Source organism: Streptomyces sp. NPDC005483 (genome assembly GCF_040606035.1).
Taxonomy (GTDB): Bacteria; Actinomycetota; Actinomycetes; order Streptomycetales; family Streptomycetaceae; genus Streptomyces.
Genome location: NZ_JBEXEA010000043.1, coordinates 1 through 24,330, shown reverse-complemented (window position 1 = coordinate 24,330; position 24,330 = coordinate 1). Strand labels below are relative to the sequence as shown.

At 70.1% G+C, this 24,330-nt stretch carries 18 protein-coding genes and 2 tRNA genes; 6 read left to right on the top strand and 14 right to left on the bottom strand.

Annotation, left to right across the window (positions count from 1 at the left end; all coding sequences use genetic code 11):
- Positions 1-374 precede the first annotated feature (374 nt).
- Together ABZT06_RS43570 and ABZT06_RS43565 are read left to right on the top strand one after the other, a co-directional pair.
- Positions 375-2,573, top strand: a complete 2,199-nt coding sequence (locus tag ABZT06_RS43570; protein WP_355753847.1) for an elongation factor G-like protein EF-G2 — start codon at positions 375-377, stop codon at positions 2,571-2,573.
- Positions 2,574-2,779: 206 nt separating this feature from the next.
- A complete protein-coding gene (locus tag ABZT06_RS43565) occupies positions 2,780-4,441 on the top strand; it encodes a hypothetical protein (protein ID WP_355753845.1) in 1,662 nt (553 codons plus the stop codon).
- A 98-nt stretch (positions 4,442-4,539) separates the two neighbouring features.
- Here the strand turns inward: ABZT06_RS43565 and ABZT06_RS43560 are convergent, their stop codons facing one another.
- Positions 4,540-5,118 (bottom strand): HIT domain-containing protein, encoded by a 579-nt coding sequence (locus tag ABZT06_RS43560; protein ID WP_355753843.1) that lies wholly within the window; start codon positions 5,116-5,118, stop codon positions 4,540-4,542.
- Between the two features lie 391 nt (positions 5,119-5,509).
- Between ABZT06_RS43560 and ABZT06_RS43555 the strand changes: the two genes are divergently transcribed.
- Positions 5,510-6,121 carry a potassium channel family protein gene (locus ABZT06_RS43555; RefSeq protein ID WP_355753922.1) on the top strand — a complete coding sequence of 204 codons (612 nt, stop codon included), beginning with the start codon at positions 5,510-5,512 and terminating at the stop codon, positions 6,119-6,121.
- A 27-nt stretch (positions 6,122-6,148) separates the two neighbouring features.
- On the opposite strand, the gene thrS is transcribed toward ABZT06_RS43555, so the two are convergent.
- From thrS to ABZT06_RS43540, 3 genes are all read right to left on the bottom strand, one after another.
- Positions 6,149-8,125 (bottom strand): threonine--tRNA ligase, encoded by a 1,977-nt coding sequence (thrS, locus tag ABZT06_RS43550; protein ID WP_355753841.1) that lies wholly within the window; start codon positions 8,123-8,125, stop codon positions 6,149-6,151.
- A 90-nt stretch (positions 8,126-8,215) separates the two neighbouring features.
- Positions 8,216-9,478 carry a hypothetical protein gene (locus ABZT06_RS43545; RefSeq protein ID WP_355753839.1) on the bottom strand — a complete coding sequence of 421 codons (1,263 nt, stop codon included), beginning with the start codon at positions 9,476-9,478 and terminating at the stop codon, positions 8,216-8,218.
- Positions 9,475-10,041: a DUF4365 domain-containing protein gene (locus tag ABZT06_RS43540; protein ID WP_328637254.1), complete on the bottom strand. Its 567-nt coding sequence runs from the start codon at positions 10,039-10,041 to the stop codon at positions 9,475-9,477. Before ABZT06_RS43540 ends, ABZT06_RS43545 begins: the two co-directional genes overlap by 4 nt.
- A 191-nt stretch (positions 10,042-10,232) precedes the next feature.
- Between ABZT06_RS43540 and ABZT06_RS43535 the strand changes: the two genes are divergently transcribed.
- Positions 10,233-10,958, top strand: coding sequence for an exonuclease domain-containing protein (locus ABZT06_RS43535; RefSeq protein WP_355753835.1), 726 nt, complete (start codon positions 10,233-10,235; stop codon positions 10,956-10,958).
- A gap of 63 nt (positions 10,959-11,021) precedes the next feature.
- Here the strand turns inward: ABZT06_RS43535 and ABZT06_RS43530 are convergent, their stop codons facing one another.
- The 3 genes from ABZT06_RS43530 to ABZT06_RS43520 form a co-directional block, all read right to left on the bottom strand.
- A complete protein-coding gene (locus ABZT06_RS43530) occupies positions 11,022-12,767 on the bottom strand; it encodes a DUF2207 domain-containing protein (protein ID WP_355753833.1) in 1,746 nt (581 codons plus the stop codon).
- 131 nt (positions 12,768-12,898) lie between these two features.
- A tRNA-Val gene (locus ABZT06_RS43525) sits at positions 12,899-12,970 on the bottom strand.
- Positions 12,971-13,009: 39 nt separating this feature from the next.
- Positions 13,010-13,456, bottom strand: a complete 447-nt coding sequence (locus ABZT06_RS43520) for an SRPBCC family protein (protein WP_355753831.1) — start codon at positions 13,454-13,456, stop codon at positions 13,010-13,012.
- Between the two features lie 84 nt (positions 13,457-13,540).
- On the opposite strand from ABZT06_RS43520, the gene ABZT06_RS43515 reads away from it, so the two are divergent.
- Positions 13,541-15,925: a hypothetical protein gene (locus ABZT06_RS43515; protein ID WP_355753829.1), complete on the top strand. Its 2,385-nt coding sequence runs from the start codon at positions 13,541-13,543 to the stop codon at positions 15,923-15,925.
- Between the two features lie 72 nt (positions 15,926-15,997).
- On the opposite strand, the gene ABZT06_RS43510 is transcribed toward ABZT06_RS43515, so the two are convergent.
- The 7 genes from ABZT06_RS43510 to ABZT06_RS43480 all read right to left on the bottom strand — a co-directional run bounded on the left by ABZT06_RS43510 (position 15,998) and on the right by ABZT06_RS43480 (position 23,555).
- Positions 15,998-18,736 (bottom strand): Tat pathway signal sequence domain protein, encoded by a 2,739-nt coding sequence (locus ABZT06_RS43510; RefSeq protein WP_355753827.1) that lies wholly within the window; start codon positions 18,734-18,736, stop codon positions 15,998-16,000.
- 92 nt (positions 18,737-18,828) lie between these two features.
- Positions 18,829-19,422, bottom strand: coding sequence for a hypothetical protein (locus tag ABZT06_RS43505; RefSeq protein WP_355753825.1), 594 nt, complete (start codon positions 19,420-19,422; stop codon positions 18,829-18,831).
- A 10-nt stretch (positions 19,423-19,432) separates the two neighbouring features.
- Complete coding sequence (locus ABZT06_RS43500) at positions 19,433-20,305, bottom strand: carbohydrate ABC transporter permease (RefSeq protein WP_355753823.1); 873 nt, start codon at positions 20,303-20,305, stop codon at positions 19,433-19,435.
- Complete coding sequence (locus ABZT06_RS43495; protein WP_355753820.1) at positions 20,302-21,258, bottom strand: sugar ABC transporter permease; 957 nt, start codon at positions 21,256-21,258, stop codon at positions 20,302-20,304. The genes ABZT06_RS43500 and ABZT06_RS43495 overlap by 4 nt, the downstream gene beginning before the upstream one ends.
- A 14-nt stretch (positions 21,259-21,272) precedes the next feature.
- A complete protein-coding gene (locus ABZT06_RS43490; RefSeq protein ID WP_355753817.1) occupies positions 21,273-22,562 on the bottom strand; it encodes an extracellular solute-binding protein in 1,290 nt (429 codons plus the stop codon).
- Between the two features lie 382 nt (positions 22,563-22,944).
- Positions 22,945-23,016: transfer RNA gene (locus ABZT06_RS43485), tRNA-Val, on the bottom strand.
- Positions 23,017-23,093: 77 nt separating this feature from the next.
- Positions 23,094-23,555, bottom strand: coding sequence for a TIGR02611 family protein (locus ABZT06_RS43480; RefSeq protein WP_355753815.1), 462 nt, complete (start codon positions 23,553-23,555; stop codon positions 23,094-23,096).
- A 191-nt stretch (positions 23,556-23,746) separates the two neighbouring features.
- On the opposite strand from ABZT06_RS43480, the gene ABZT06_RS43475 reads away from it, so the two are divergent.
- On the top strand, positions 23,747-24,160 hold the full coding sequence (locus ABZT06_RS43475) for an SsgA family sporulation/cell division regulator (protein ID WP_004002642.1): 414 nt from the start codon (positions 23,747-23,749) through the stop codon (positions 24,158-24,160).
- Positions 24,161-24,330: the final 170 nt, after the last annotated feature.

Here is a 24,330-nt window from a genome sequence, read left to right as displayed (position 1 = left end):
CCCTGCTGGCCACCGGCTGGCCCATCGTAGCCACGCGCGCGCGTGGGCGGCGGACGGGCACCCGGGAGCCCGTGTCACGGGCACGCCGGCGACGGCCGCGGCTGGCCCATCGGCAAGGGCCCCCGCGCCCAGGCCACCAGCCCTCGCGGCCTCCGCGTACTCGGCGCTGCTCATCGGCGGCTGGACGCCGTGCTGGGTGCCGGTCGCGACGGGCTCCCGGCGTCGGGGTCACGGGGCGATCACGTCCGTCGTATGGACGCGCCGTGACGGGAGTGGAAAGCTCGAAGGACCGCGGGCGTCACCGGAGCCGCACCGCACGCGGGTCCTCCACGTCCGCGCCCACAGAGACCTCACCGTGCACGGGAGGCAAGGCCATGGGCGACAAGGCGAATGCACACCCCGGAGCCGCCGGCAGGGCAACAGCGGCCGACCACCCCGCGTCCGTACGGAATGTGGTGCTGGTCGGCCACTCCGGATCGGGCAAGACGACATTGGTGGAAGCTCTCGCACTCACCGCGGGAGCAGTGAACCGGGCGGGCCGCGTGGAGGACGGCGGCACCGTCTCGGACTACGACGAGATCGAGCACCGGCAGCAACGCTCGGTACAGCTCTCCCTGGTGCCCGTCGAATGGGACGGGTACAAGATCAACCTGCTGGACACCCCCGGATACGCCGACTTCGTCGGGGAACTCAGGGCCGGTCTGCGAGCCGCGGACGCGGCCCTTTTCGTCGTCTCGGCCTCGGACGGGGTGGACGGCTCCACGCGCATGGTGTGGGAGGAGTGCGCGGCGGTCGGCATGCCCCGCGCGATCGTGATCACGCATCTGGAGGCCGCGCGGGCGGACTTCGAGGAGATGACGCGGATCTGCGGGGAGGCCTTCGGCGGCGACGACCCCGACGCCGTACTCCCGCTGTACCTCCCGCTGCGCGGCCCGCAGGGGCCCGACGGGCACGCGCCCGTGACCGGCCTGACCGGACTGCTGTCGCAGAAGCTGTTCGACTACTCCTCCGGGGAGCGCAAGGAGTCGGAGCCGGGCGAGGACCTGCTGCCGGGGATCGAGGAGGCCCGCAACCGGCTGATCGAGGGGATCATCTCGGAGAGCGAGGACGAGACCCTCATGGACCGCTATCTGGGCGGCGAGGAGATCGACTTCAAGACGCTCGTGCAGGATCTGGAGCGTGCCGTGGCGCGCGGGGTGTTCCATCCGGTCCTGGCCGCCGCCCCCGCGGCCGAGGGCGCGAGGCAGGGGCTCGGCACGGTCGAATTGCTGGAGCTGGTCACGGGCGGATTCCCGACCCCGTTCGAGCACCCCACGCCGGGCGTCACGACCATCGACGGCAAGCCGCGCGAGATCAAGGCGTGCGACACCGAGGGGCCGCTGGTCGCCGAGGTCGTGAAGACCGCGTCCGACCCGTATGTCGGCCGGATCTCGCTGGTGCGGGTCTTCTCCGGCACCCTGCGCCCCGACGAGACGGTCCATGTCTCCGGGCACGGACTCGCCGACCGGGGGCACGAGGACCATGACGTCGACGAGCGTATCGGCGCGCTGTCCGCCCCCTTCGGCAAGCAGCAGCGCTCGCTGTCGCACTGCATCGCGGGCGACCTCGCGTGCGTGGCCAAGCTCAGCCGCGCGGAGACCGGCGACACCCTCTCGGCCAAGGACGACCCGCTGCTCATGGAGCCGTGGGAGATGCCCGACCCGCTGCTGCCGCTGGCCATCGAGGCGCACAGCAAGGCGGACGAGGACAAGCTCTCGCAGGGCCTGGCCCGGCTGGTGGCCGAGGACCCGACCATGCGGCTCGAACAGAACCAGGACACCCATCAGGTCGTCCTGTGGTGCCTGGGCGAGGCGCACGCCGACGTGGCCCTGGAGCGGCTGCGCAGCCGCTACGGCGTCCAGGTGGACCTCGTACCGTACCGGGTGTCGCTGCGGGAGACGTTCGCCGACAGGTCGGCGGGGCGCGGGCGGCATGTGAAGCAGTCCGGTGGGCACGGGCAGTTCGCCATCTGCGAGATCGAGGTGGAGCCGCTGCCCGGCGGTTCGGGCATCGAGTTCGTGGACAAGGTCGTCGGCGGCGCGGTGCCGCGGCAGTTCATCCCGTCCGTCGAGAAGGGCGTACGGGCGCAGGCTGCCAAGGGGGTCGCCACCGGCCATCAGCTCATCGACGTCCGGATCACGCTGCTGGACGGCAAGGCGCACTCCGTGGACTCCTCGGACGCCGCGTTCCAGACGGCCGGGGCGCTGGCCCTCAGGGAGGCGGCCGCGGACGCGAGAATCCATCTGCTGGAGCCGGTCGCCGAGGTGTCCGTGCTGGTCGGCGACGACTACGTGGGCGCCGTGATGAGCGACCTGTCCGGGCGGCGCGGCCGGGTGCTCGGCACCGAGCAGACCAACGGCTCACGCACCCTGATCAAGGCCGAGGTGCCCGAGATCGAGATCGGGCGGTACGCCGTGGATCTCAGGTCCCTGTCGCACGGCACCGCGCGCTTCAACCGCTCCTACGCGCGGCACGAACCCATGCCGCCGCAGATCGCCGAGAGGATCCGTGAAGAGGCGCGTGCCGCCTCATAGTTGGAAACGGACGCCGCACAAGTGGCGTTCGCCGTCCCGCGCGTGACGTTTATGGAACGCTCTCCTCCGAATCGGCGGGCGGCTTCGGCCGTCCGCCGATTAATGTCAGCGCGTACGGATACGCTGATGACCTGATCAACAGGTGTGCGAAGCACGGAAGTCGGGAAAGCCGCAGTGGGTGAGTCCGGCGGCGATCGGGGGCGGGAATGACCGTTGACGGCGGTTACGCGGACATCTTCGGTCCGCAGGTGCCGCGCACGGGCGACGAGGCGCAGACGGCGACGTTCGCCCTGGCCTCGGCGGCCTATCGGGACAATCCGGTGGAGGAGATCCTCAAGGCCAACAACGAGTGGCACGAGTCGGCGGTCAAGGGCGGCCGCAGGTGGGCGAAGATCTTCCGCCCCAACCTGGGTGAGGCGTTCTCCACGGCCGTGATCACCCGCATGCTCGGCGTGGGCCGCAAGCCGCTCATCCAGTCCTTCGGCGCCGAGCCGCAGGTCGTGGTCGAGCACTGCCTCGCGGCGAACAACATCCGCCGGGACCGGGACAACTGGCTGACCGCCGTGATGGTGCTGTGCGGCGTGCTGTTCCTGCCCGGACTCCTGGTCTGGCTGCTGGTGTTCACGCTGCGCACCACCGTCGCCAGGCGCGAGGACAAGCAGGCCGGGGCGATCTCCACGGTGCTCCTCGTCGCGATGGCGGGGCTCGCCGTGCTCTTCCTCCTCAAGATGCCGTTCAGCGGGTTCTGGGGCCTGTACGCACGCGCGTGCGTCGTCCTCCCCGTGGTCGGCTGGTTCTGGGCCAAGCAGATCTGCGAGCGCACCGCGAGGGATCTGCGGGAGCGCTGGGCCAGTCTGCTGGCGGGCAGCAGCGTCGGCGCCAAGGTGCCCGAGGCGGTGCCGAGCAACCCCGGCGAGACGGCGGCCGAGCAGTTGCGCCAGTCCCTGGCCACGCTCAGCGCCGAGCAGCAGTCCAACTCGGTCTTCTACGCCGGTCCCAAGGGAATACTCGGCATGGGCACCCGGTGGGGCAGCTGGCAGCTGGCCGAGGACCTGGTGTCCGCCGACCCCACCCGGGAGATCCACCCCTTCCGCAGCTGGGACGTCATCCGCTCCATCCACGACCAGCTGCGCATGCTGGAACGCAACACGATCAACACCGGCGGCTTCCCGAAGCCGTCCGTACGGCACTGGGTCGTCACCCCGATCGCGGAGGGCGCGAAGGAGGTGTCCCGGCCAGGCGGCACGGACGTGGACGCGTACCAGGTCAAGACGCACGCGATACAGGACATCTGCAACAAGCAGCAGTTCGGCGGCGGTGACCGGCACTACCTGGGCGTCCAGTGGACGCTGTGGGAGGGACAGCTGGTCCTGACCATGCTGATCACGGTGACGGTGCTGCACGAGACACTGCGCATCGAGGTCACCGGCCATGCGCTGGGGCCGGTGCACGGGCTGTTCACGTCGAAGCCGGCGGCCAAGGAGAAGGAGGTCGCCAAGCAGCTGCGCTTCTGGGAGACCAAGAAGATAAAGCTGCCGCTGGTCGACGCCGACGAGGTGGTCCGCCTCACCGCCCGCGCGCCCCTGACCCGGTATCCCCCGCTGCTCAACTGGCTCGGCGGCTCGCTCGCCCTGCCCGAGCCGTTCGGTCTGCGGCATGCCTGGGCGGACAGGCCGTGGCGGCACCGCTTCATGGCCGACGACGCGCTGCGCGCCGCGACTCCGGTGCTGCGGGTCGTGCACTCCGCGGCGATCCGGGTCCTGTCGGAGAACGGCGTGGACACCGAGAAGTTCGGCACCCGGGCGGGCTTCCTGAGCACGCAGGTGCAGGATGTCTCGCCGCGCAAGGCGGACGTCTACGACGCGTAGGCCTCCGGCGGTTCGGCCGAGGCATGCTGCGGTGGGTCTGGGTGCCGGCCCCGGGGGCTGCGCCCCCAGACCCCCCTTCGGCCTGAACGGCCTCGTCCTCAAACGCCGGACGGGCTGGTTGATGCCGGCCAGGCCTCCGCCAGCATCTTGCGGGTGTCGCCCAGCAGCTGCGGCAGCACCTTCGTGTGGCCGACGACCGGCATGAAGTTGGTGTCGCCGCCCCAGCGCGGGACGATGTGCTGGTGGAGGTGGGCGGCGATGCCGGCGCCGGCGACCGTCCCCTGGTTCATGCCGATGTTGAAGCCGTGCGCCCCGGAGGCCGTCCGCAGGGCCGTCATCGCCTGCTTGGTCAGCGCGGCGAGCTCGGCGGTCTCCGGCTCGGTGAGGTCGGTGTAGTCGGCCACGTGCCGGTAGGGCACGACCATCAGGTGGCCGCCCGTGTAGGGGTAGAGGTTGAGCACCGCGTACACCAGCCGGCCGCGCCGGACGACCAGGCCGTCCTCGTCGGACTTGGCCGGAATCGAGCAGAAGGGACAGCCGTCGTCGGCACCCGGGCCGGTCGGCTTGTTCTCACCCTGGATGTAGGCCATCCGGTGGGGTGTCCACAGACGCTGGAACGCGTCCTGCGTCCCCACTCCCAACTGCTGCTCCGGCTCACTCGTCATGCAGTGCAGCATATGACTTCGCCCGTTCGCGCCGTGTCGGTGGGGTTGTGGGAAAAGCGGCCCGCGCCAAGCTGGGCGGGTGGACGACGACAGCGGCATCCCCCGTGGCAGCGACGGGCCCGGGACGGATGGCACCGACGCCCGCGATGCCCACGGCAACGAGGCTCACGAGGTCCCCGGCACGGCAGGTCACGAGGCCCATGTCACTGGCGAGCAGGAAGACCACAGCACCGCAGGTCACCAGATCCCCGGCACACCGGCCCGCCCGCCCCACCACACCGCCCACCGCCGGACCCACGGCACCCACGACCCAAGGCGCTACCGGGCCACCCACCCCCGAGCCGGCGACCCCCAGCCCGCCGACGCCGTCCACCGCCGGACCCGCTGGGAGCAGCGCACCGAGATCCCCCTCGCCTTCGCCTCCCTGGCCTTTCTCGCCGCCTACGCGCTCCGGGTCCTGGCCACCGGTCTACCGGAAGCCGCGCTCGACCTCTGCCTGGCGGTGACGCTGGCCGCCTGGGCGCTGTTCGCCGTGGACTACGCGGTGCGCTGGCGCCTCAGCGGGCAGCGGCTGGGCTTCGTACGGAAGCACTTGCTGGACACCGTGGTGCTCGTCCTGCCGCTGCTACGGCCCCTCCGGGTGGTCAAGGTGTACGAGGCCGTGCAGCGCCGACACGGACGTCCCCGCCTCGCCCTGCACGCGCGTGTGATCGCGTACTCCGGTCTGTCGAGCCTGCTGCTGGGCTTCACCGGTGCCCTCGCCGTGTTCCAGCAGGAACGTGACGCCCCTGGTACGACCATGCCCGACTTCGGCGACGCCGTCTGGTGGACCTGTACGACCCTCACCACCGTCGGCTACGGCGACGTCGTCCCGGTCACTCCGCTCGGACGCCTGATCGCGGTCGGCGTGATGATGATCGGCATGGCGCTGCTCGCAGCCGTGACCGGCAGCTTCGCCTCCTGGCTGCTCCAGGTGTTCTCCCGTGAGGACGACGAAAGGCCCCCGGGGATCTGAACTCCCCGGGGGCCTGCCGTACGGGCGTCAGACCTGCGCCCGCTCCTCCACGACCTTCGCGATCTTCGCGAGGGCCTCGTCGAAGGGGATGCCGTTCTCCTGCGAGCCGTCGCGGTAGCGGAAGGAGACCGAGCCGCCCGCCATGTCCTCGTCGCCCGCGATGACCATGAAGGGCACCTTCTGCTTCTGGGCGTTGCGGATCTTCTTCTGCATCCGGTCCGAGGAGGAGTCCACCTCCACCCGCAGCCCCTGCTTCTTGGCGGCCGCGGCGAACTTCTCCAGGTACTCGACGTGCGCGTCGCCGATCGGGATGCCGACCGCCTGGACGGGGGCCAGCCACGCCGGGAAGGCACCCGCGTAGTGCTCCAGGAGCACCGCGAAGAACCGCTCGATCGAACCGAACAGCGCGCGGTGGATCATGACCGGGCGCTGCTTGGTGCCGTCGGGCGAGGTGTACTCCAGCTCGAAGCGCTCCGGCAGGTTGAAGTCCAGCTGGATCGTCGACATCTGCCAGGTACGGCCGATCGCGTCCTTGGTCTGGACGGAGATCTTCGGCCCGTAGAAGGCGGCGCCACCGGGGTCGGGAACCAGCGGAAGGCCCTGCTTCTCGGCGACCTGGCGCAGCGTCTCGGTCGCCTCCTCCCAGACCTCGTCCGAGCCGACGAACTTCTCCGGGTCCTTGGTGGACAGCTCCAGGTAGAAGTCGGTCAGGCCGTAGTCGCGCAGCAGCCCGAGGACGAAGGTGAGCGTCTTGTCCAGCTCCTCGGACATCTGCTCACGGGTGCAGTAGATGTGCGCGTCGTCCTGCGTGAAGCCACGCGCACGCGTGAGGCCGTGCACGACGCCCGACTTCTCGTACCGGTACACGGTCCCGAACTCGAAGAGCCGCAGCGGCAGTTCGCGGTAGGAGCGGCCGCGCGCGTCGAAGATCAGGTTGTGCATCGGGCAGTTCATGGGCTTGAGGTAGTAGTCCACGCCCTCGTCGAGCTGCATGGGCGGGTACATGCCGTCGGCGTACCAGTCCAGGTGCCCGGACTGCTCGAAGAGCTTTCCCTTCGTCGCGTGCGGGGTGTAGACGAACTCGTAGCCCTCCTCCTCGTGACGGCGGCGCGAGTAGTCCTCCATCACCCGGCGGATGATGCCGCCCTTGGGGTGGAAGACGGCGAGGCCGGAACCGATCTGCTCCGGGATGGAGAACAGGTCGAGCTCGGAGCCCAGCTTGCGGTGGTCGCGCTTCTCGGCCTCGGCGAGGAAGTCGAGGTGCGCCTTCAGCTCGTCCTTGGTCGGCCACGCGGTGCCGTAGATGCGCTGGAGCATCGGGTTCTTCTCGCTGCCGCGCCAGTAGGCGGCCGCGTTGCGCATCAGCTTGAAGGCCGGGATCGCCCGGGTCGACGGCAGGTGGGGACCGCGGCAGAGGTCCTTCCAGCACAGGTCGCCGGTCTTGGCGTCGAGGTTGTCGTAGATCGTCAGCTCACCGGAGCCGACCTCGACGTCCGCGCCGTCGTCCGAGGAGGCCGAGCCCTTGATACCGATCAGTTCGAGCTTGTACGGCTCGGAAGCGAGCTCCTCACGAGCCGCCTCGTCGGTCACCACGCGGCGGGAGAACCTCTGCCCCCGCTTCTGGATCTCCTGCATCTTCTTCTCGATGGCCTTGAGATCCTCGGGCGTGAACGGCTTCTCGACGTCGAAGTCGTAGTAGAAGCCGTCCTTGACCGGCGGGCCGATGCCCAGCTTGGCCTCGGGAAAGAGCTCCTGGACGGCCTGCGCCATCACGTGCGCGGTGGAGTGGCGCAGGATGTTGAGGCCGTCCTCGGAGGAGATCTCGACGCCCTCGACGGCGTCGCCCTCGGACAGGACGTACGCGAGGTCCCTGAGCTCGCCTCCCACGCGCGCGGCGACGATCGAGCGCTCGCCGGCGAAGAGCTCGGCGGCCGTAGTGCCCGTCGTCACCACGCGCTCTTCCCGCTCGGAATCGCGTTGGATGATCACACGGACGTCTGACACCGGTCTCTCCTGACTGAAGGGGGGTGCGGCGCCATACCGGGAGCGCGCGCAATAGGGGATCGTACCGACCCGGCACCCCCCTCCGCGAAATCAGTCCCCTTCGTAGGACTCCTCGTAGGGCTCCTCGCGGGATTCCTCGTAGGACCCTTCGCAGGCCTCCTCGAAGAAGTCGAGATTCTCCTGGAGTGACTTCATCAGCCGGTCCCGCTCCGCCTCGTCCACCTGCACGGGCACCACGCCCGTGGCCCCGGTGAGCCTGCGGAAGCCGCCGCGGCTCTCCAGCCTGCCGTGCACCCGGACCGGAAGCCCGACGAGGTGGGCGTGCCCGGCGATCCGGTACGCCTCCTCGTCCAGGGTCAGCCGGACGTGCGGTATCTCGGCGCCGGCGATCACCCGCAGCCGTATCGACCCGTCCCCGCGCGGCCCCGACCTGCGCATCCGCACCACGGTGCCGGTGATCCGCACCGCGACGGAGGGCTCCTCGCGCAGGAAGCGGGCGCCGGCCTCGCGCAGCACGGGCAGGTCGCCGGGTGAGAACTCGACGGTCTCGGAGGATGCCGCGCACCCTTCGGGGACCCCGGCCGCGGGCGCCCACTCGACGGCGATGCGCGCGCCCTCCGTGCCGCGCACGAGGGCGATCAGCGCCTCGGTGAGCTCACGGCTGACGCCCGCCTCCACGGCGCCGTCGAAGGCGTCCATGCCGCCGGTGGCCCGCCGGTAGTCGATGGCCTCACGGGTGGCATAGAGCGCCTGGTGGAGGCGGACGGTGAGCGGGCGGCCGGTGCCGACGGGCACGAAGGCGGTGAGCCGGCGGCCCCCGGCGGCCGAGCCGACCAGGACGGTGTCGAGGGACGCGGCCGCCGTACGGCGGTGACGGGCGCCGTAGTAGCCGGCACGCGCGCGTGTGGCCAGGGCAGCGGCGAGGAGGGTCTGGCGGGCGGCGGCGCGCAGTTGCTCCTCGACGGTCCAGGGCGTGGCGTCGGCGGGGCCGGTCGGTACGTCCCGCCACCAGCGGATCTCGTCGCTGGGCACGGCGAGGCCGAGCAGTACCTCGCGCGCGGCGGGTGTGCCGCTGCGGGAGAGGGCGACGAGGGCTTCACCGAGGAGGTCCTCGCTGTCGGGGAAGGCGCGGCTCTCGGGCACGAGCAGGCTGGTTCCGCCGCCGCCCGGTCCTGGTGGCGTCCAGCGGCCGTAGCGGCCGGGGGCGCCACCGCGCCGCTGCCAGCCGTGCCGTTGGAGCAGGGCGCTCAGGACGGCGGGGTCGATCTCGTCGGGGGTCGGGGGACGGTCCCAGTGCGCCTCCGGGTGAGGGCGTACCGCGCGCAGTGGCTCCTCCAGCGGGCGGTGCGTCATGGTCTGCCTCCCGTCCCGACCCGCGTCATGATCTCGCACAGCGCCCGGTCGTCGAAGATGCGGTTGGTGGGGATCCGCACGGTGGTCCGGGTCCGGCCGGTGATGGGGTGGCCGGCCAGGTTGACCCAGTAGCAGCAATGTCTGAGGTCGAGGCGGTCGTGGCCGGCGCGCAGCCAGTCGTCCTGGGTTCTCGGGACGAGCATGACCACGAGGATCTTGTGCACGGACACCGGTGTGCGGGCGAGTTTGCGCAGATGGTCGTTGTCGAGCGTGAAGGAGAAGGAGCGGCCGGGCGGGTTCGGGGCCACCTGGTAGGTGCATTTGAGCTGCACCTTGATGGTGACCTCGTCGTCGACGGTGTGTCCGGGCGAGCCGTGACTGACGTGCCAGTCGATGCCGTTGTCCGGAAAGGGTTGCGACAACGAGCAGCCGGCCGCCGCCGCTACGGCGTGCAGATAGCCCACCTGCAGTGTCTCCATGCAGGCGGTGGTGGCGAGCGTGCCGCGAAGGGGGCCCGTGCGTTCGGGCAGCAGCCCGCCCCGCTCGGGCTGCGCTATCGCCATGACCAACAGCCTTCCAAGCCAAGTGACATGCCCTCACAAGGGCCACAGGAATTTCACTCCGGGCCGCTGAACTGCAAAGACCCGCACTCCTGTTGTGTCCTTCCGGCGTACGTCGCAAACAGCCCGGGTATCACCAAACAGGCAGAAGACGGTACGTCAGCTGCCGTGGGTGAACGAGGGGTTGTGTAGCTATGACGTGCTGGTACGAAGGGCCCCTGGCCGCTTTCGACACCGAGACCACCGGCGTGGACGTCGAGACCGACCGGATCGTGTCGGCCGCCGTCGTCGTGCAGGACGCGGCGGGCACCCGGCCACGGGTGAGCCGGTGGCTGGTCAATCCGGGTGTGCCGGTGCCCGCCGGGGCGACGGCGGTGCACGGGCTGACGGACGAGCATCTCCAGCGCACCGGCCGCTGGCCGGCGCCGGTGATGTTCGAGATAGCCGAGGCGCTGGCGGAGCAGGCGGCGGCGAACCGCCCGCTGGTGGTGATGAACGCGCCGTTCGATCTGACGATCCTGGACCGGGAGTTGCGCCGCCACCGCGCCTCGTCGCTGGACCGCTGGCTGGATTCCGCGCCGCTGCTGGTGCTGGATCCGCGGGTCCTCGACAAGCACCTGGACCGCTACCGCAAGGGCCGCCGCACCCTCACCGACCTGTGCGAGCACTACGGCGTCACCCTGGACGGCGCGCACGACGCGGCGGCCGACGCGCAGGCCGCGCTGGACGTCGTACGGGCGGTCGGGCGCCGTTTCGCCACCCGGCTGGAGCGGCTGGAACCGCCGGAGCTGCACAACCTCCAGGCGGTGTGGCACGCGGCCCAGGCACGTGGACTGCAGGCCTGGTTCGCGCGCAGCGGCACGGAGGAGTCGGTGGACCCGGCGTGGCCGCTACGACCGGACCTGCCCGCTGCGGCGTGAGAGGGCGGCACGGAAGGACGGTCGCCCGAGGCGGCGGGGCACCGGAGACCGGCGCCCCGTGGCTCACCAGGAGCCGCCGCCCCCGCCGCCCGCGCCACCGCCGACGTCCCCGGAGGTGGAGCCGCCGCCACTCGAGCTGCTGGATCCGCTCGAGCTGGAGGCCGGACTTGCGGCGGACAGCACGACCGCGGCGAGCAGGACGTCGGTGAGGTCGAGGGAGAAGCGCCGCCCCCCGGCAGGTCTCGCCGTCGAGGCCCTGACCGCTTGCTCCCAGGCGGACTCGACTCCCAGGGAGACCGCCCAGGCCGCATAACGCTCCGCCTGCTCCCCGACGGGCAGTGCGTCGGGCAAGCTGCTCGGGTGGGCGAGGTAACGCCGGAACGCATCTACCTGGAGCCAGAGTTCGGTGCCGCGCGGGGTGCGCCGGTCCAGTTCCCAGGAGCGTGCCGCGACGGCGATGCCGAGGCCGGTGACGACGGCGCCCGCGAGCATCACGGGCATTCCGGCCGCGAACCTGTGGCCGTTCAGGATGCCGCCGGTGATCGCGAGGACGAAGCCCAGCGCCAGCGCGGCCACATCCAGCGGTCCCCACGCGAAAAGACGCTGTTTGGCGGACACGTCCCACAGACCGCTCGTCGATCGCCAGTGCTCCAGCTTCCCCGAGAGGTCGTTCCACCCCTGCCGGAACCAGAGGTCGCTCGATCCGAGGGCGAGGCTGCCGCGGCCGGAGAACATCGCACGCAGGACGCCCCGGGCCTCCGGGTCCATGCGCTCCCCGGTGTTGCGCCGCCGCATCACCGGGTGCCGGTCGTCCCCCTGGATGGTGAGATGGCCGTCCGCGGCGGCGGTGAGCAGCCAGGCCACCTTGTGCCGTTCATCCACGTGGTCGGTGAGCAGGATGCCGCCCTGGGCCGGTGTCAGCTCGCCGGGAGGGGTGGCTGACGGGGGCATCTTGCGGGCGAGTCGCTCGATCTCGACGCGCCGCTCGCGTCCGCCGTCCTCCAGGACCCGGTCACGTCCGAGGAACCGGAACGCGCAGACCGTCAGCGCCGCGCAGGCGAGCGCCACAGCGAGAAAGATCCCGCCGTTGCGCATCGGGTGCGGCAGGGTCTCACCGAGGGCCTTGCCGGACGGCGCCGCGGGAAGGCCGTCCGCAGCGGTGAGCTTGGTCTTCGCGGCGGTGGCGTACAGGGTGAGCCCCTCACTGCCCGCGAGCTTGTCGAGCCGGACGACGAGATGCCCCGGCTCGCTCTGCCGTGCCGTGCAGGGCTTCCCCTTGTCCCAACTCCCGTGTCGGCACCGCAGACCGGTGAACCCGTGCGCGTCCACGACATGGATCTCCACGGCGGAGCGGTCGACCTTCCAGCCCGTGCCCACCGCGTCCCACGCGAGCCTGCCGCCCTTGACGACCTCGGGGAGCGTGTACTGGATGCGGTAGCGGTGCACTCCGCTGACCAGCCGGTCCGGATCACCGATCTTGAGCCGGTCGGCGAGTTGCCGCTCGCCGGTCACGTCCCGGTAGTAGTCGCCGTACGTGTCCTCCCAGGGGACCGTGTGGCCGTCCAGGCCGACCCGTACGTCGTCGCCCTCGAAAGGATCACCGGGCACATCGCGGTAGATGCCGTGCGAGTCCCCCGCGTGCCCGAAGTCGTAGTCGATGACCTCGGTGATCCGGGCACTGCCGTCGGCGCGTATCTCGGCGCCGACCCACATCGAGGTCACCCGCTCCTTGTTCGCGAGGGTCTGCGCCAGAGCGGCGACCCCGCCGAACACGGCCAGGACGACGAGCATGACGATCAGCGACCGCACCCTGCGCCGTCGTACCGAAACCGCCTTGCGCGGCCTTCTTCGTCTGCCGTCCCCACCGCTCATGCCGCCCCCCAAGACGTACAACTGGACGCAAAAAACCGGCCTGCTGGTGCAGACCGGTCTTTTCCGGGTGGGCGATACTGGGTTCGAACCAGTGACCTCTTCGGTGTGAACGAAGCGCTCTCCCACTGAGCTAATCGCCCGGGAACGCACTGAACAATACAGGTCCCCGCGGGTTTCCTTCAAACCGCTTCCAAGTGCGCGACGAGCCCCCGCCGTCCGGCGCGCATCATCCACCGGTGGTTGGCCAGGAAGACCGGCCGTCCGGGCACGGCGAAGCGCCGGAGCAGCGGTTTCCTCACCTCGGTGAACTGGTCGTAGCGGGCGAGGCTGCCGTCGCCTTCCGCGGTGATCGTCCAGCGCGCCCAGCCCTCCAGATCGCCGTCCATCGCGATCTCCAGCACTCCGGCAGCAGGGTCGCTCCGCACCTCGCGCGCGGCGAAGACCAGGTCGTACGGCAGCACGGCGCGGATCGTGATGACGGCACTGGTGTCGTCGAGCCGACGCACCTCGCGCACCTGGGGCCACCAGCGGGGATACTCGTCGGCGCGTTCCAGCGCGTCGTAGACGGCGGCGGGCTTCGCGGGCAGGGACCACAGGCTGCGGAAGCGGTATCGGGTCCAGTCCATGGGGAGAGTCTGGCATCGGATCCGAGTAGGTTTTGAGTACCTGTACTCATGTCGCGCGGCGTGACCCAGCCCACACTTCGAGGCATGACGCACATTCCGCCACCGGCCGAGGAGTTGCGGCTCCTCGACGCCGAGCTGTGGCAACTGGACGCCCGCCGAGCGCAGTTGCTGACCCGTCGGGCCTGGCTGGTCGCCGCGCTCCAGCCGAAGTGGCCGGCACCGCAGCCGACCGGTCCGACGCCCGCCTCGCCCCCTCGCCCCGAGGCGAGCGCACCGAGCGTGCAGAACGTGCTCCTGGTGCTCGGCGGTGTCCTGCTCACCGTCGCGGCGATGGTGTTCACGCTGGTCAGCTGGGGCCACCTGGGGATCGCCGGCCGGGCCCTGGTGCTCGGCGCGGTCACGGTGGCCACGCTCGCCGCGCCGCTTCCGCTGCTGAAGCGCGGGCTGCGCTCGACGGCCGAGTCGGTGGCGGGCCTGGGGCTGGCTCTGACGGTCCTGGACGCGGTCGCGCTGCACGGGGCCGTGTTCCCGGAGAGCCTGGGCGCGCCGTACACGGCGGTCGTCTCTGCCCTGCTGGCGGGGCTCTGGGCGGCGTACGGTCTCCTGCCGCGCCTCTCCGAGCTGCGCCTGCCCCACCCGGCCGCCCTGGTCGCGGCCCAACTCCCGCTCTTCTTCTGGGCGATCGCGGCCGACGCGGGCTCGTACGGGCTCACGGCCGCGCTCCTGGTGACGGCCGGGTTCGACACGGTCGTGGCCCTCCGGGTGACGTCAAGGTCCCTGCGCGTGGTCGCCGCGATCGGCGCGTACGGCGTGGGCGCCTCGGGCGTGCTGGCGGCCGGCTGGCTGACCTGGACAGCCTCCGGTCCGAGCGCCGCCGCCCGTGCGGCGGCGCTCCTGCTCCTGGCGAGCGCGATCGCGCTGACCGCCGCGTGGCAGACCCACGGCTCCGGTCGTGCCACTCCCGCGGAAGGTCGCTCCGTCGGTCTCGCCGTCACCTCCGGACTGCTCGCGATCGCCGCGCTCGGCGGAGTGGCCCGGTCCGCCCTCCCCGAGCTGTGGACCGTGCCGGCCCATCTGGCCTTCGGCATCGCCCTGTTGGCGGCACTCAGGCTCGACCGGCTGCCTCAGGCGGTACGACGGGGCCTGGTCTGCGCCTCCGGGGCCGTACAGGCCATCGCCCTGCTGTGGGCCCTGCCGCTCGTCGGTGTCGTCGTGCTGGGCCCGCTCGCCTGGGCATCGCGGGCGTGGACCGGCACCCCGCCGGACGCCCGTACCGCGGTGACCGTCGACGTGACCTGGCCACCGCACGCGGAGGCCGCTCCCCTGGTCCTGGCCGCCGTCGCGGGCGTGCTCGCCCTGGTGGTACGGGACGCGGCCTGGCGCCCGCGGGCCCTGGCAGGGGCGCTGGGCCTGGGCTGGGCGACCGTCCTCACCCTCCCGGCCGTGCTGGAACTCCCCTACTCCGCAAGCCTGTTGATCTACGGTGCGGCAACCGCCGCGACCCTTACCGCAGCGATGTTCCTACGGCAGCACCTTCCGGCGCTCCTCCTCGCCCTCCTCACCTCCGCGAGCCTCGCCTTCCTGGCCCTCGCCTCCCAGACGGCTACCCTCGTCGCGCTCTGCGGCCTGATCGCCCTGTTCGCGGCCGCTTCCTGGCGCCGCGCCCCCTTCACTGCCCCGACGGCCCTGGTCTACGGCGCCGCGCTGGCCTGCGCGACCGGCGCGGCCGCGCACTGGTCACCCGCGCACACCGCCCTGCTGGTCCTGGTGGTTCCCGCGGCCGCGGCGCTCCTGGCCCATCGACTCGGCGACTCGAAGGCCACCGTGCCGGTCGAGGCGGCCGGAGCGGCGGCCGGACTGCTCGCCGTCGCGCTGGCGGCCACGGACCCGCCCCTGCTCGCCACGGTGCTGGCCCTGTGCGGAGTGATCGCGGCGGGCACGGCGATCCGTACGGACCGCCGCCCTGTCGGCTACGCGGCCGCCGCCCTGTTCCTCGCGGCCACCTGGGTCCGCCTGGCGGCCTGGGACATCGACACCCCGGAGGCGTACACACTCCCGGTCACCGTCCCGGCACTGCTGGTCGGTGCCCTGCGCCACCGCCGCGATCCGCGCACCTCGTCCTGGACGACGTACGCCCCCGGCCTGGCGGCCACCCTCGTGCCGAGCCTCTTCGCGGCCTGGGTCGACCCGCACTGGACGCGCCCCCTGCTGCTCGGCGCGGCAGCCCTGCTGGTCACCCTGGCAGGCGCCCGCCACCACCTCCAGGCCCCGCTGCTGGTGGGCGGCGCGGTCCTCCTCCTGGACGCCCTGCACGAGCTGGCCCCGTACCTCGTCCAGGTGACGGACGCCCTCCCGCGCTGGGTTCCGCCGGCTCTGGCGGGCCTGCTACTGCTGGCACTCGGTGCGACCTACGAGCGGCGCTTGCGGGACGCCCGGAAGGTGCGGGACTTTCTCGGAAACCTGCACTGAATCCCACCTCAGGGGCGCGGGGAACTGCGCGACCAGCCACGACGGTCCCGCGGTTCCCCACCGCCTCACCCCCTACGAAGGCATCTTGTCCCCAAGCAGCGCAAGGTTCTCAATAGCTGCCAGCCCGTACAGCGCGGTGTCGTTCGACGACACCCACGCCGCCTCACTACCCGCGACCAACGAGACCGGCCCGCTCAGCTTCTCCGTCTTCCAGGGCGCCGACTCCTTGTACCCGTCGGAGTTGTAGAACTTGTCCCACGCGCGGGCCGCGAGCTTCGCGTCCCCGGTCTTCACGGCCGCGTACGCGTCCAGCCGCGAGTGCCCCTGGAACAGCAGCAGCGAGCCGAAGTTGGACCCGTAACGCGCCGCCTGCTCGGCCTTGGTCGCGTTGAAGTAGCGGCAGTAGTCGAAGTACGCCTCGTTGAACTTCGGCATGTCGACGAGGTCGATGAGCTCGGCGCACAGTTCGTTGAGCCCGAAGACGGCGGAGAGGTGCGAGACCCCGACGACCGGCGCCGAGGCCACCGCGAACTTGCCGGTGTCGAGGTCGTACAGGCCACTGCCCTGCACGAACCCGTTGGGCTGGGCGGCGATGCCCTCCATCGTCGACAGCACGCGCGCCTTGGCCTTCTCCCACTTCGGACCCTTGCGCTCCCACTCCGTCAGCCAGGCCGACACGAGCCCGCTCCAGTCCGTGCCGAAGCCGACCGACAGGGCGTGCCGGTCGGGCGTGTAGGTGTCGGTGCGGACCTTGCGCAGCGGGTCGAGCACGAGGAACGTCTCGTCGGAGTCGACGTTGGCGTGCATGAGGTCGCCGACGCGCTCGTCCGCGGTGAGGAAGTAGTAGTAGCGGCGGTACGTCGTGTTGGCGATGCGCTGCTGCTTGGCGCTGTCGGCGTAGTGCTGCACACCGTGCCGGGTGCCGAGGCCCGCCCACTTCCCCAGGTGGTAGACGTCGACCTCGCCGGTGTGCCGGGTCATCGCCTCGGCGAACCGGAAGATGTCCGCGCGGCCGCTGCGGATGTACGCGAACCACAGCCAGATGTCCGGCGAGAGCTCGGAGTTGTCCCAGGCGTAGCCGCCGATGTCGTACCGCCACTGGTGCCGGACGGTGTCATAGGTGTGCATGATGTCGCCGTGGTCCCAGAACCCGTACCAACGGCGTTGCTCCACCTGGTCCTTGTAGTAGGTGAAGAGGAAGTCGAGGTGGTCCTCGATCTTCGCCTTGGCCGGGGTCGAGCGGTCGGGCTCGGAGTAGAGGCCAGGACCGAACACCTTCGCCTTGATGAGCTGCTTGGGCGGGGCGGCGAGCTGGGGCAACACCCGTACGGCCTCGACCTGTTCGGCCAGAACCTCGGGCGACGGCGTCGACTCGTTGGCCCAGAACAGCAGTTCCGAGGTGCGGGCGATGCCGTAGGGCGTGCCGAACTCCGGCTCGTAGTCCTCGTAGGTGATGTTGAGGCCTTCGAGCTGTTCGGCGAAGGTGTCCTGGCCCATGCCGTCGTGGTAGAAGCGCAGGTCCATGGGCTGGGCCTCGGGTGACCAGAGCCAGAGGGTGACCTCGGCCTCGTCGGTCTGGGCGTCGCGGATGTCGAGCTGGGAGGGGTGCCGTTCCCAGAAGTCCCGCAGGCCGAAGGAGAATCCGCCGCTCGCGCCACCGACGTAACCGAACCCGGAGGCCCGCTTGCCGCCGCCGGCACCGACCCAGCCGTGCCCCTTCTTGGTGCGCTTGCGCAGGGTGAAGCCGTCGGCGGAGAGCTGGGAGAGCGTGTAGTCGCCCCACTCGGGGATGTACTGGAGCCGGGTGGTGACCCGCTGGTCCCAGGTGGCGGGGTCGGGCAGCTTCTTGCCCGCGTACTGGGCCTCCTGCACGGCGATGCCGGGGTCGCGGCGCAGCCCGGTGATGCCCTTGACGGCCTCGCGCAGCAGACCGGTGCCCTCGCCACCGATGCGGATGTGACGGTCGTAGGCCTGGTCCCGCATCGGCACGGTGAAGCGGACGCCGAGACCGCGGATGAAGTCGCCGCTCGCCTTGCCCGGCTCCTGGGTGCCGTCGTAGGTGATGGTGTGCACCATGCGGAAGGAGTCGGCGCCCGCGTAGAAGTAGAGGCGGATCGAGAACGGCAGCCAACTCCGGCTGCCCTTGCGGTGCTTGCCGTCGATCTTGACGACGGCGCGGACCGGGCCCTCCTGCTCGACGGTCACCGCCGAGATGGCCCCCTCGAAGCGCTCGGTCTTGACCGTGCCCTGGTTCTCGTCCTCGATCTCGGGCTGGCGGATCAGCACGAGCCGGCCGTTCTTGGCGATCTCCGTCGACCCGCGGGTGACCGACTTGATGAGGGTGGCGCCCGACTTGCCGATCTTCGCCGTGATGACACCGGTGGAGACGGTGATCGTGCCACCGCTCTTGTCGACGGTGACCTTCTTGTCGGGTACGGCCGAGTCACCGGCGCTCAGCGACAGCTTGCCGTTGCCCGAACTGACCGCGTGGGCAGTCCACTTGAGCGAGCCGTCGGGCCAGTAGGCGATCGGCCAGGACTGGACCGGTACGGCCTTGCCGTCGGCGTCCGTGACCGCGAACTTCTGGCCCTCCTGATAGGTGCCCTTCGGCCAGGGGACACCGACGGTGGAGCCGGGTGCGGCACCGAGGCCGCCGTCCTCGAGCCAGTCCAGGGTCACGGGAGAGTCGTCGGCCTCGGCGGCTCTGGGCGCGGCCTGCGCGTCCTTTGCTCCCAGCGCCCAGCTGAACTGCGCGGCGGCACCGGCGACGGCGGCCGCCTTGAGGATGGACCTGCGGGGGATGGGGGACATGGCCATTCCTTTCCATGGAACAAGTTGGTCAGGGGCATGACAGAGAAAGGTGCGACGCCAGGGCGCCGACCTTGTTACGGGGGCACCGCCCGTCAGCGGCGCCGGTGGCGTTCCTCCACGGCGACGGCCGCCGCCGCGACGGCCCCGAGGACGGGGACCGCCAGCGGCGCGACGAACCCCGCGGACAGGGCCACGACGGCCAGGCCGGCGACGATCAGGAAGGACCCGGCGGGATCGCGCAGGGTCCGGCGTACCGCGTCCGCGAGCAGCGCGCGCCAGGAGGCGCCCGGAGCCCAGACCGCCGCCGCGCGCAGCCCGGCCACCGCGAGAGCGATCAGCGCGAACAGTCCGACGGCCCCGACCAGCGGACCGCCGGGGATCCCGGCCCGCGCGGCCTGCACGTCCACCCAGACCGCGGCCACCGCGACCCACCCGGCGACCCCGACGAGCCACCCGCGGCGCACGGCCGCACGGAAGTCCGCGACGAACTCCCGCCAGCCACCGCCCTCATGGCCCGCACGGCGGCGCAGATGCCGTGCCCCGGCGGCGAACGCCGCCGGGAAGGTGACGAGCCCGAGACAGGCCACCGCGATCCACACGCCGGTCAGGAGCGCCTCGGCGAAGAGCGCGAAGCGCTCGCCGCCGAACATGGACGCCCTGCGGGCCTTCACACGCGCTTGCGCCATGCTGACCGCCTCACTTCAGTCCGGACGTCGCCATGCCGTCGATGAGGTAGCGCTGGAAGGCCATGAAGAAGGCGATGACCGGCACCAGAGCCACCAGCGACATCGCGATCATGCTGCCGTAGTTGGAGATGCCCTCCTGGTCGCGGAACATCATCAGGCCGAGCGAGACGGTGTACTTGTCAGGGCTGTTGAGGTAGATCAACGGCCCCATGAAGTCGTTCCACGCGTTGATGAAGGTGAAGATCGCGCTGGTGATGAGGGCCGGCCGGCACAGCGGCAGCACGATCGACCAGTAGGTCCTCAGGTGCCCGCAGCCGTCGAGCTTCGCGGCCTCGTCCAGCTCGCGCGGCAGCCCGCGCATGAACTGCACCATCAGGAAGACGAAGAACGCCTCCGTCGCCAGGAACTTGCCGGCCACGAGCGGCACCAGCGTGTCGACGAGTTCCAGCTTGCGGAACATCACGTACTGCGGGATGAGCAGCACGTGATACGGCAGCAGCAGCGTGCCGATCATCAGGGTGAACAGCAGGTTCCGCCCGGCGAACCGGATCTTGGCGAAGGCGTACGCGGTCAGCGAGCTGGAGATCACGACACCGGCCACGGCCAGGCCCGCGTACATCAGCGAGTTCACGAAGAAGCTGCTGATGGAGATGCCGGAGATGCCGTCGGCGAGTCCCGAGAAGTTTGCCCAGACCGGCTTGGACGGCAGCAGGTCGATGCTGGCGATGATGTCCTTGCTCGGCTTGAACGAGGCCCCGAGGACCCAGATCACGGGGTACAGGACGACCGCGAGGACGGCGAGCGCGCCCACGTGCCAGGCGATCGATCCGGTGCGCCGCCGCTCGTTCGAGGTGCGCACCACAGGGGTGCTGACAGTGGTCACTTGGCGGCCTCCTCGTAGTGCACCCACTTCTTCTGCGACCAGAACAGGACCGCCGTGACGAGCGCCACCGCGACCACCAGCGACCAGGCCATCGCGGAGGCGAAGCCCATCTGGGCCTCCTTGAAGCCCTTCTGGTAGAGGTAACAGGTGTAGACGAGGGTGGCGTCGGCGGGCCCGCACTGGGTGTTGGAGACCACGTACGCGGAGCCGAACACCTGGAACGCGTGAATGGACTCCAGCAGCACGTTGAAGAACAGCACCGGCGAGATCATCGGCAGCGTGATGTTCCAGAACCTGCGGAGGGGACCGGCCCCGTCCATCTCCGCGGCCTCGTACAGCTCCTGCGGGACCTGCTTGAGTCCGGCCAGGAAGATGACCATCGGCGCACCGAACTGCCAGATGCTCAGCGCCACCAGGGAGTAGAGGACGTAATCGGGGTTGCCGATCCAGCCGCCCACGTCGACGCCGAAGATCTTCTGGGTACGGTCCACGATGGCGTCGTCGGAGAACAGCGCCCGCCACACGAAGCCGACGGAGACGCTGGCGCCGATGAGGGAGGGCATGTAGAACGCGGCCCGGTACAGGCCCTGCCCGCGCCGCTTCTGCGCCAGCAGCAGCGCGACGCCGAGTGCGAGCAGCAGCTTCAGCGGGGTGGCCACGACGACGTACTTGAGCGTGACCTCCACCGACTTCTGCCAGCGCGGGTCCTGGAACATCGTCGTGAAGTTGTCGAAGCCCACCCACTCGGGCGGCGTGAACAGGTTGTACCGGGTGAACGCGTAGTACAGCGACGCGATCATCGGCCCCGCCGTGAGCACCAGGAACCCGGCGATCCACGGCGACATGAAGAGATAGCCGGCGAGGTTCTCGCGGCGCCGCCCGCGCCGCCCGGCGACAGGAGCGGCGGACCGCTTCTTCGCCGGACGCACGGGCGCTTCCTTGACGAGCGTCATGGTGGTACGTCCCCTCAGCCCGCGAAAGCGGCCTTGGCCTCGCTGAACAGCGCCTTGGCGGCGTCGGCCGGCTTGGTCTTGCCCTGGGAGACCTCACCGCCGATACGCAGGAACGCCGCCTCGACGACATCGGCGCCGGACGGGTGCGGGGTGATCTTGCCCAGCACGCCGGCCTTGGCTACCTCGTCCTCGTAGGCCGCGACACCCTTGTTCTGGGCATCGGCCGGCTTGAAGGCGTCGTACTGCTCGGTCGTGGCCAGGATGCCGCGGTCGTAGCCCATGATCTTGCCGACCTCGGGGTCATGGACCATGAAGCTGATGAACTGGGCGACTTCCTTGGGGTGCTTGGTCCCGGAGAAGCCGCTGAGCATCAGCGAACCGAGGTACTGGCCGGTGTTCTTGCCGTCCGTGGTGGGGATCGGCGCGAGCCCGTAGTCCGACTCGCCCTCGCCCTCGTAGCGGATGGAGAAGTTGTCCCAGGTGAACTCGGACGCTGCGAGTCCCGCCGAAAGGCCGGACTTGGGCTGGACCTGCTCGATCTTCTTGGGGTCGGCGACGAGCCCGGACTTCACTCGCTTGTATGCGTCCGTCCACCACTGCGTCAGATCGTCCTCGGTGAAACCGAGATCGGAGTCGGTGAAGAATGCCTTGCCGTTCTGACGCAGATACAGGTCGTACAGGTACATGATGCCGTGGTAGCCGGTGTCACCGGCGATCTTCAGCTTGTCCTGGATCGTCTGGAGCGCGGCGAAGTACTCGTCCCAGGTCCAGCCGAACTTCGCCTCGACACCCGCCTTCTTGAATGCCTTGAGGTCGATGACGAGCGCCATGGTGTTGGCGCCGACGGGGATACCGAGCTGCTTGCCGCCGACCTGACCGTTCGCCAGAACGCCATTGCGGAAGTTGTCCAGGCTCAGATTCCCGGCGTCCGCCTGCGACTTGAGATCCAGCAGAACACCGCGCTTGTCGTACTTGCGCAGGAAACCGACCGCATTCTGAAAAACGTCCGGCGGATTCCCGCCCGAGGCCTGGGTCTGGAACTTCTCCCAGAACGCCTGGTAGTCAGTGAATTCAGGCTTGATCTTGATCTTCGGATACTTCTTCTCGAAGAGCGCGATCGTCTTCTTGATGGCGATGGCACGCGGCTCGCCACCCCACCACGCGTAACGCAGTGTCACCGTTCCGTCGGCGGAACTGTCACTGTCACCACCGCAACCCGTCGTCGCGGCCAGCCCCAGCGTCGCCGCCGTAGCCCCGGCCGCCTTCAGGATCGTTCGCCTCTCAACATTCCTGCTGGTTCCCACAGTCGAGCCCCTCCCCGCAGCGTCGCCGCCTGCATGAATCGTTTCAAGTAAGCGCTTGCTGGCACAAGCTACGGAGACCCCGGAGGTGCGTCAATGATTAGGACAGGAATTTCTTGCGAGTGTGGTGAGAGACCGGAGCGCCTTCAACCGGCGTACAGCACGGGCAAGCTGACGATGCCCCAGGTGAGAGACGCGGGATCGACCGGTCGAACAGCACGCAGGGCGACGCGGAGGTCGTCGGGCGGCCGAAAAAGGCCGGGCGGCGGTAAGGGTCACCGCGGCCCCTCACGCCGAGCGGAGTCGGCAGCCCTCGGCCCACACTCCGGGCCGCACACACGCCGACGGCCCGTCCGCGATCTCGCAGACGGGCCGTCGGTCCGGGTGGGCGATACTGGGTTCGAACCAGTGACCTCTTCGGTGTGAACGAAGCGCTCTCCCACTGAGCTAATCGCCCGGACGCAGGAAGAACATTACCCCATGTCAGGGGGTGCCCGTGACCAGCGGTGACAGCCTCGGCACCCCCCGCGCGGCTCACTGGTCCTTGATGTTCCAGGGCATCTCGAAGCCGAACTTCCACAGGTAGACCCCGAGGATCGCGCCGATGACCACCAGGCCGATCGAGGTCAGGATGATGTTGCGTCGGCGCACCCGGGGATCGAGGGCGCGGTGGGCCGCCTCGGTCACCTTGCGTTTGGTCCAGCGCAGCACGAGCTGGGCCCAGACGAACTCGGTCGCCCAGATCGCCATGCCGCCGAAGATCACGACCCAGCCGGGCCCGGGCAGCGGCAGCATGATGATGCCGGCCACCACGACCGCCAGGCCGATGACGAAGACCAGGACCTGCCAGCTCAGGTGCAGCAGCCGCCGCGACCTGATGAATTCCGGCGCCCTGGAGCCGAGCCCCTGCTCGTCCCGCGCCTCGTCCGACTTCTCGCCGGCCTGCTCGTCAGGTGCCACGGCGACCTCGCGCGGCTCGTCACTCCCCGTATTCATACAGCCCAACCCTACCGGAGAGAAACCGGTCACCGGAATGGTCGTACCTCCCCAAGGGGTTCTCGGCCGGATGAGTTACGTAAAGGCACGCAAAACACTCAGAGGGGTTTACAACGGCACCGTAGGTGGCATGTCGATTTCGCCGACGTGCGAATCCCCGAGCGCACACTGAGCGAAAGGCCCTGGCGCTTATGAACACCACGGTCAGCTGCGAGCTGCACCTGCGCCTCGTTGTGTCGAGCGAGTCCTCCCTGCCTGTCCCCGCAGGCCTGCGGTACGACACGGCCGACCCCTACGCCGTGCACGCCACCTTCCACACCGGAGCCGAGGAAACCGTCGAGTGGGTGTTCGCCCGCGACCTCCTCGCGGAGGGCCTCCACCGGCCCACCGGAACCGGCGACGTCCGAGTCTGGCCGTCGCGCAGTCACGGTCAGGGCGTCGTCTGCATCGCCCTGAGCTCCCCTGAGGGCGAGGCACTGCTCGAGGCCCCGGCGCGGGCCCTGGAGTCCTTCCTGAAGCGGACGGACGCCGCCGTGCCGCCGGGCACGGAACACCGTCACTTCGATCTGGATCAGGAGCTCTCCCACATCCTGGCGGAAAGTTAGGGGCGACAACGCACAGAGCCGCCCGGCGCCGTCCACTCGGGGAGACGGCTCGGGCACATACAACCCCATAGGGAACGGCAGGCGCCGTGGCTGCGGAGCGCTCCCCACCCCCCCCGCCAGCCGAGGGTGCCCGGCCCCCGGCCCGCCCCGCCCCTAACAACAGGCCTCAA

Coding starts and splice junctions, on each gene's coding strand:
- ABZT06_RS43570 (WP_355753847.1), top strand. CDS start 375: ATGGGCGACAAGGCGAATGCACACCCCGGAGCCGCCGGCAGGGCAACA.
- ABZT06_RS43565 (WP_355753845.1), top strand. CDS start 2,780: ATGACCGTTGACGGCGGTTACGCGGACATCTTCGGTCCGCAGGTGCCG.
- ABZT06_RS43560 (WP_355753843.1), bottom strand. CDS start 5,118: ATGCTGCACTGCATGACGAGTGAGCCGGAGCAGCAGTTGGGAGTGGGG.
- ABZT06_RS43545 (WP_355753839.1), bottom strand. CDS start 9,478: ATGACGCACCGCCCGCTGGAGGAGCCACTGCGCGCGGTACGCCCTCAC.
- ABZT06_RS43540 (WP_328637254.1), bottom strand. CDS start 10,041: ATGGCGATAGCGCAGCCCGAGCGGGGCGGGCTGCTGCCCGAACGCACG.
- ABZT06_RS43535 (WP_355753835.1), top strand. CDS start 10,233: ATGACGTGCTGGTACGAAGGGCCCCTGGCCGCTTTCGACACCGAGACC.
- ABZT06_RS43520 (WP_355753831.1), bottom strand. CDS start 13,456: ATGGACTGGACCCGATACCGCTTCCGCAGCCTGTGGTCCCTGCCCGCG.
- ABZT06_RS43515 (WP_355753829.1), top strand. CDS start 13,541: ATGACGCACATTCCGCCACCGGCCGAGGAGTTGCGGCTCCTCGACGCC.
- ABZT06_RS43510 (WP_355753827.1), bottom strand. CDS start 18,736: ATGTCCCCCATCCCCCGCAGGTCCATCCTCAAGGCGGCCGCCGTCGCC.
- ABZT06_RS43505 (WP_355753825.1), bottom strand. CDS start 19,422: ATGGCGCAAGCGCGTGTGAAGGCCCGCAGGGCGTCCATGTTCGGCGGC.
- ABZT06_RS43495 (WP_355753820.1), bottom strand. CDS start 21,258: ATGACGCTCGTCAAGGAAGCGCCCGTGCGTCCGGCGAAGAAGCGGTCC.
- ABZT06_RS43480 (WP_355753815.1), bottom strand. CDS start 23,555: ATGAATACGGGGAGTGACGAGCCGCGCGAGGTCGCCGTGGCACCTGAC.
- ABZT06_RS43475 (WP_004002642.1), top strand. CDS start 23,747: ATGAACACCACGGTCAGCTGCGAGCTGCACCTGCGCCTCGTTGTGTCG.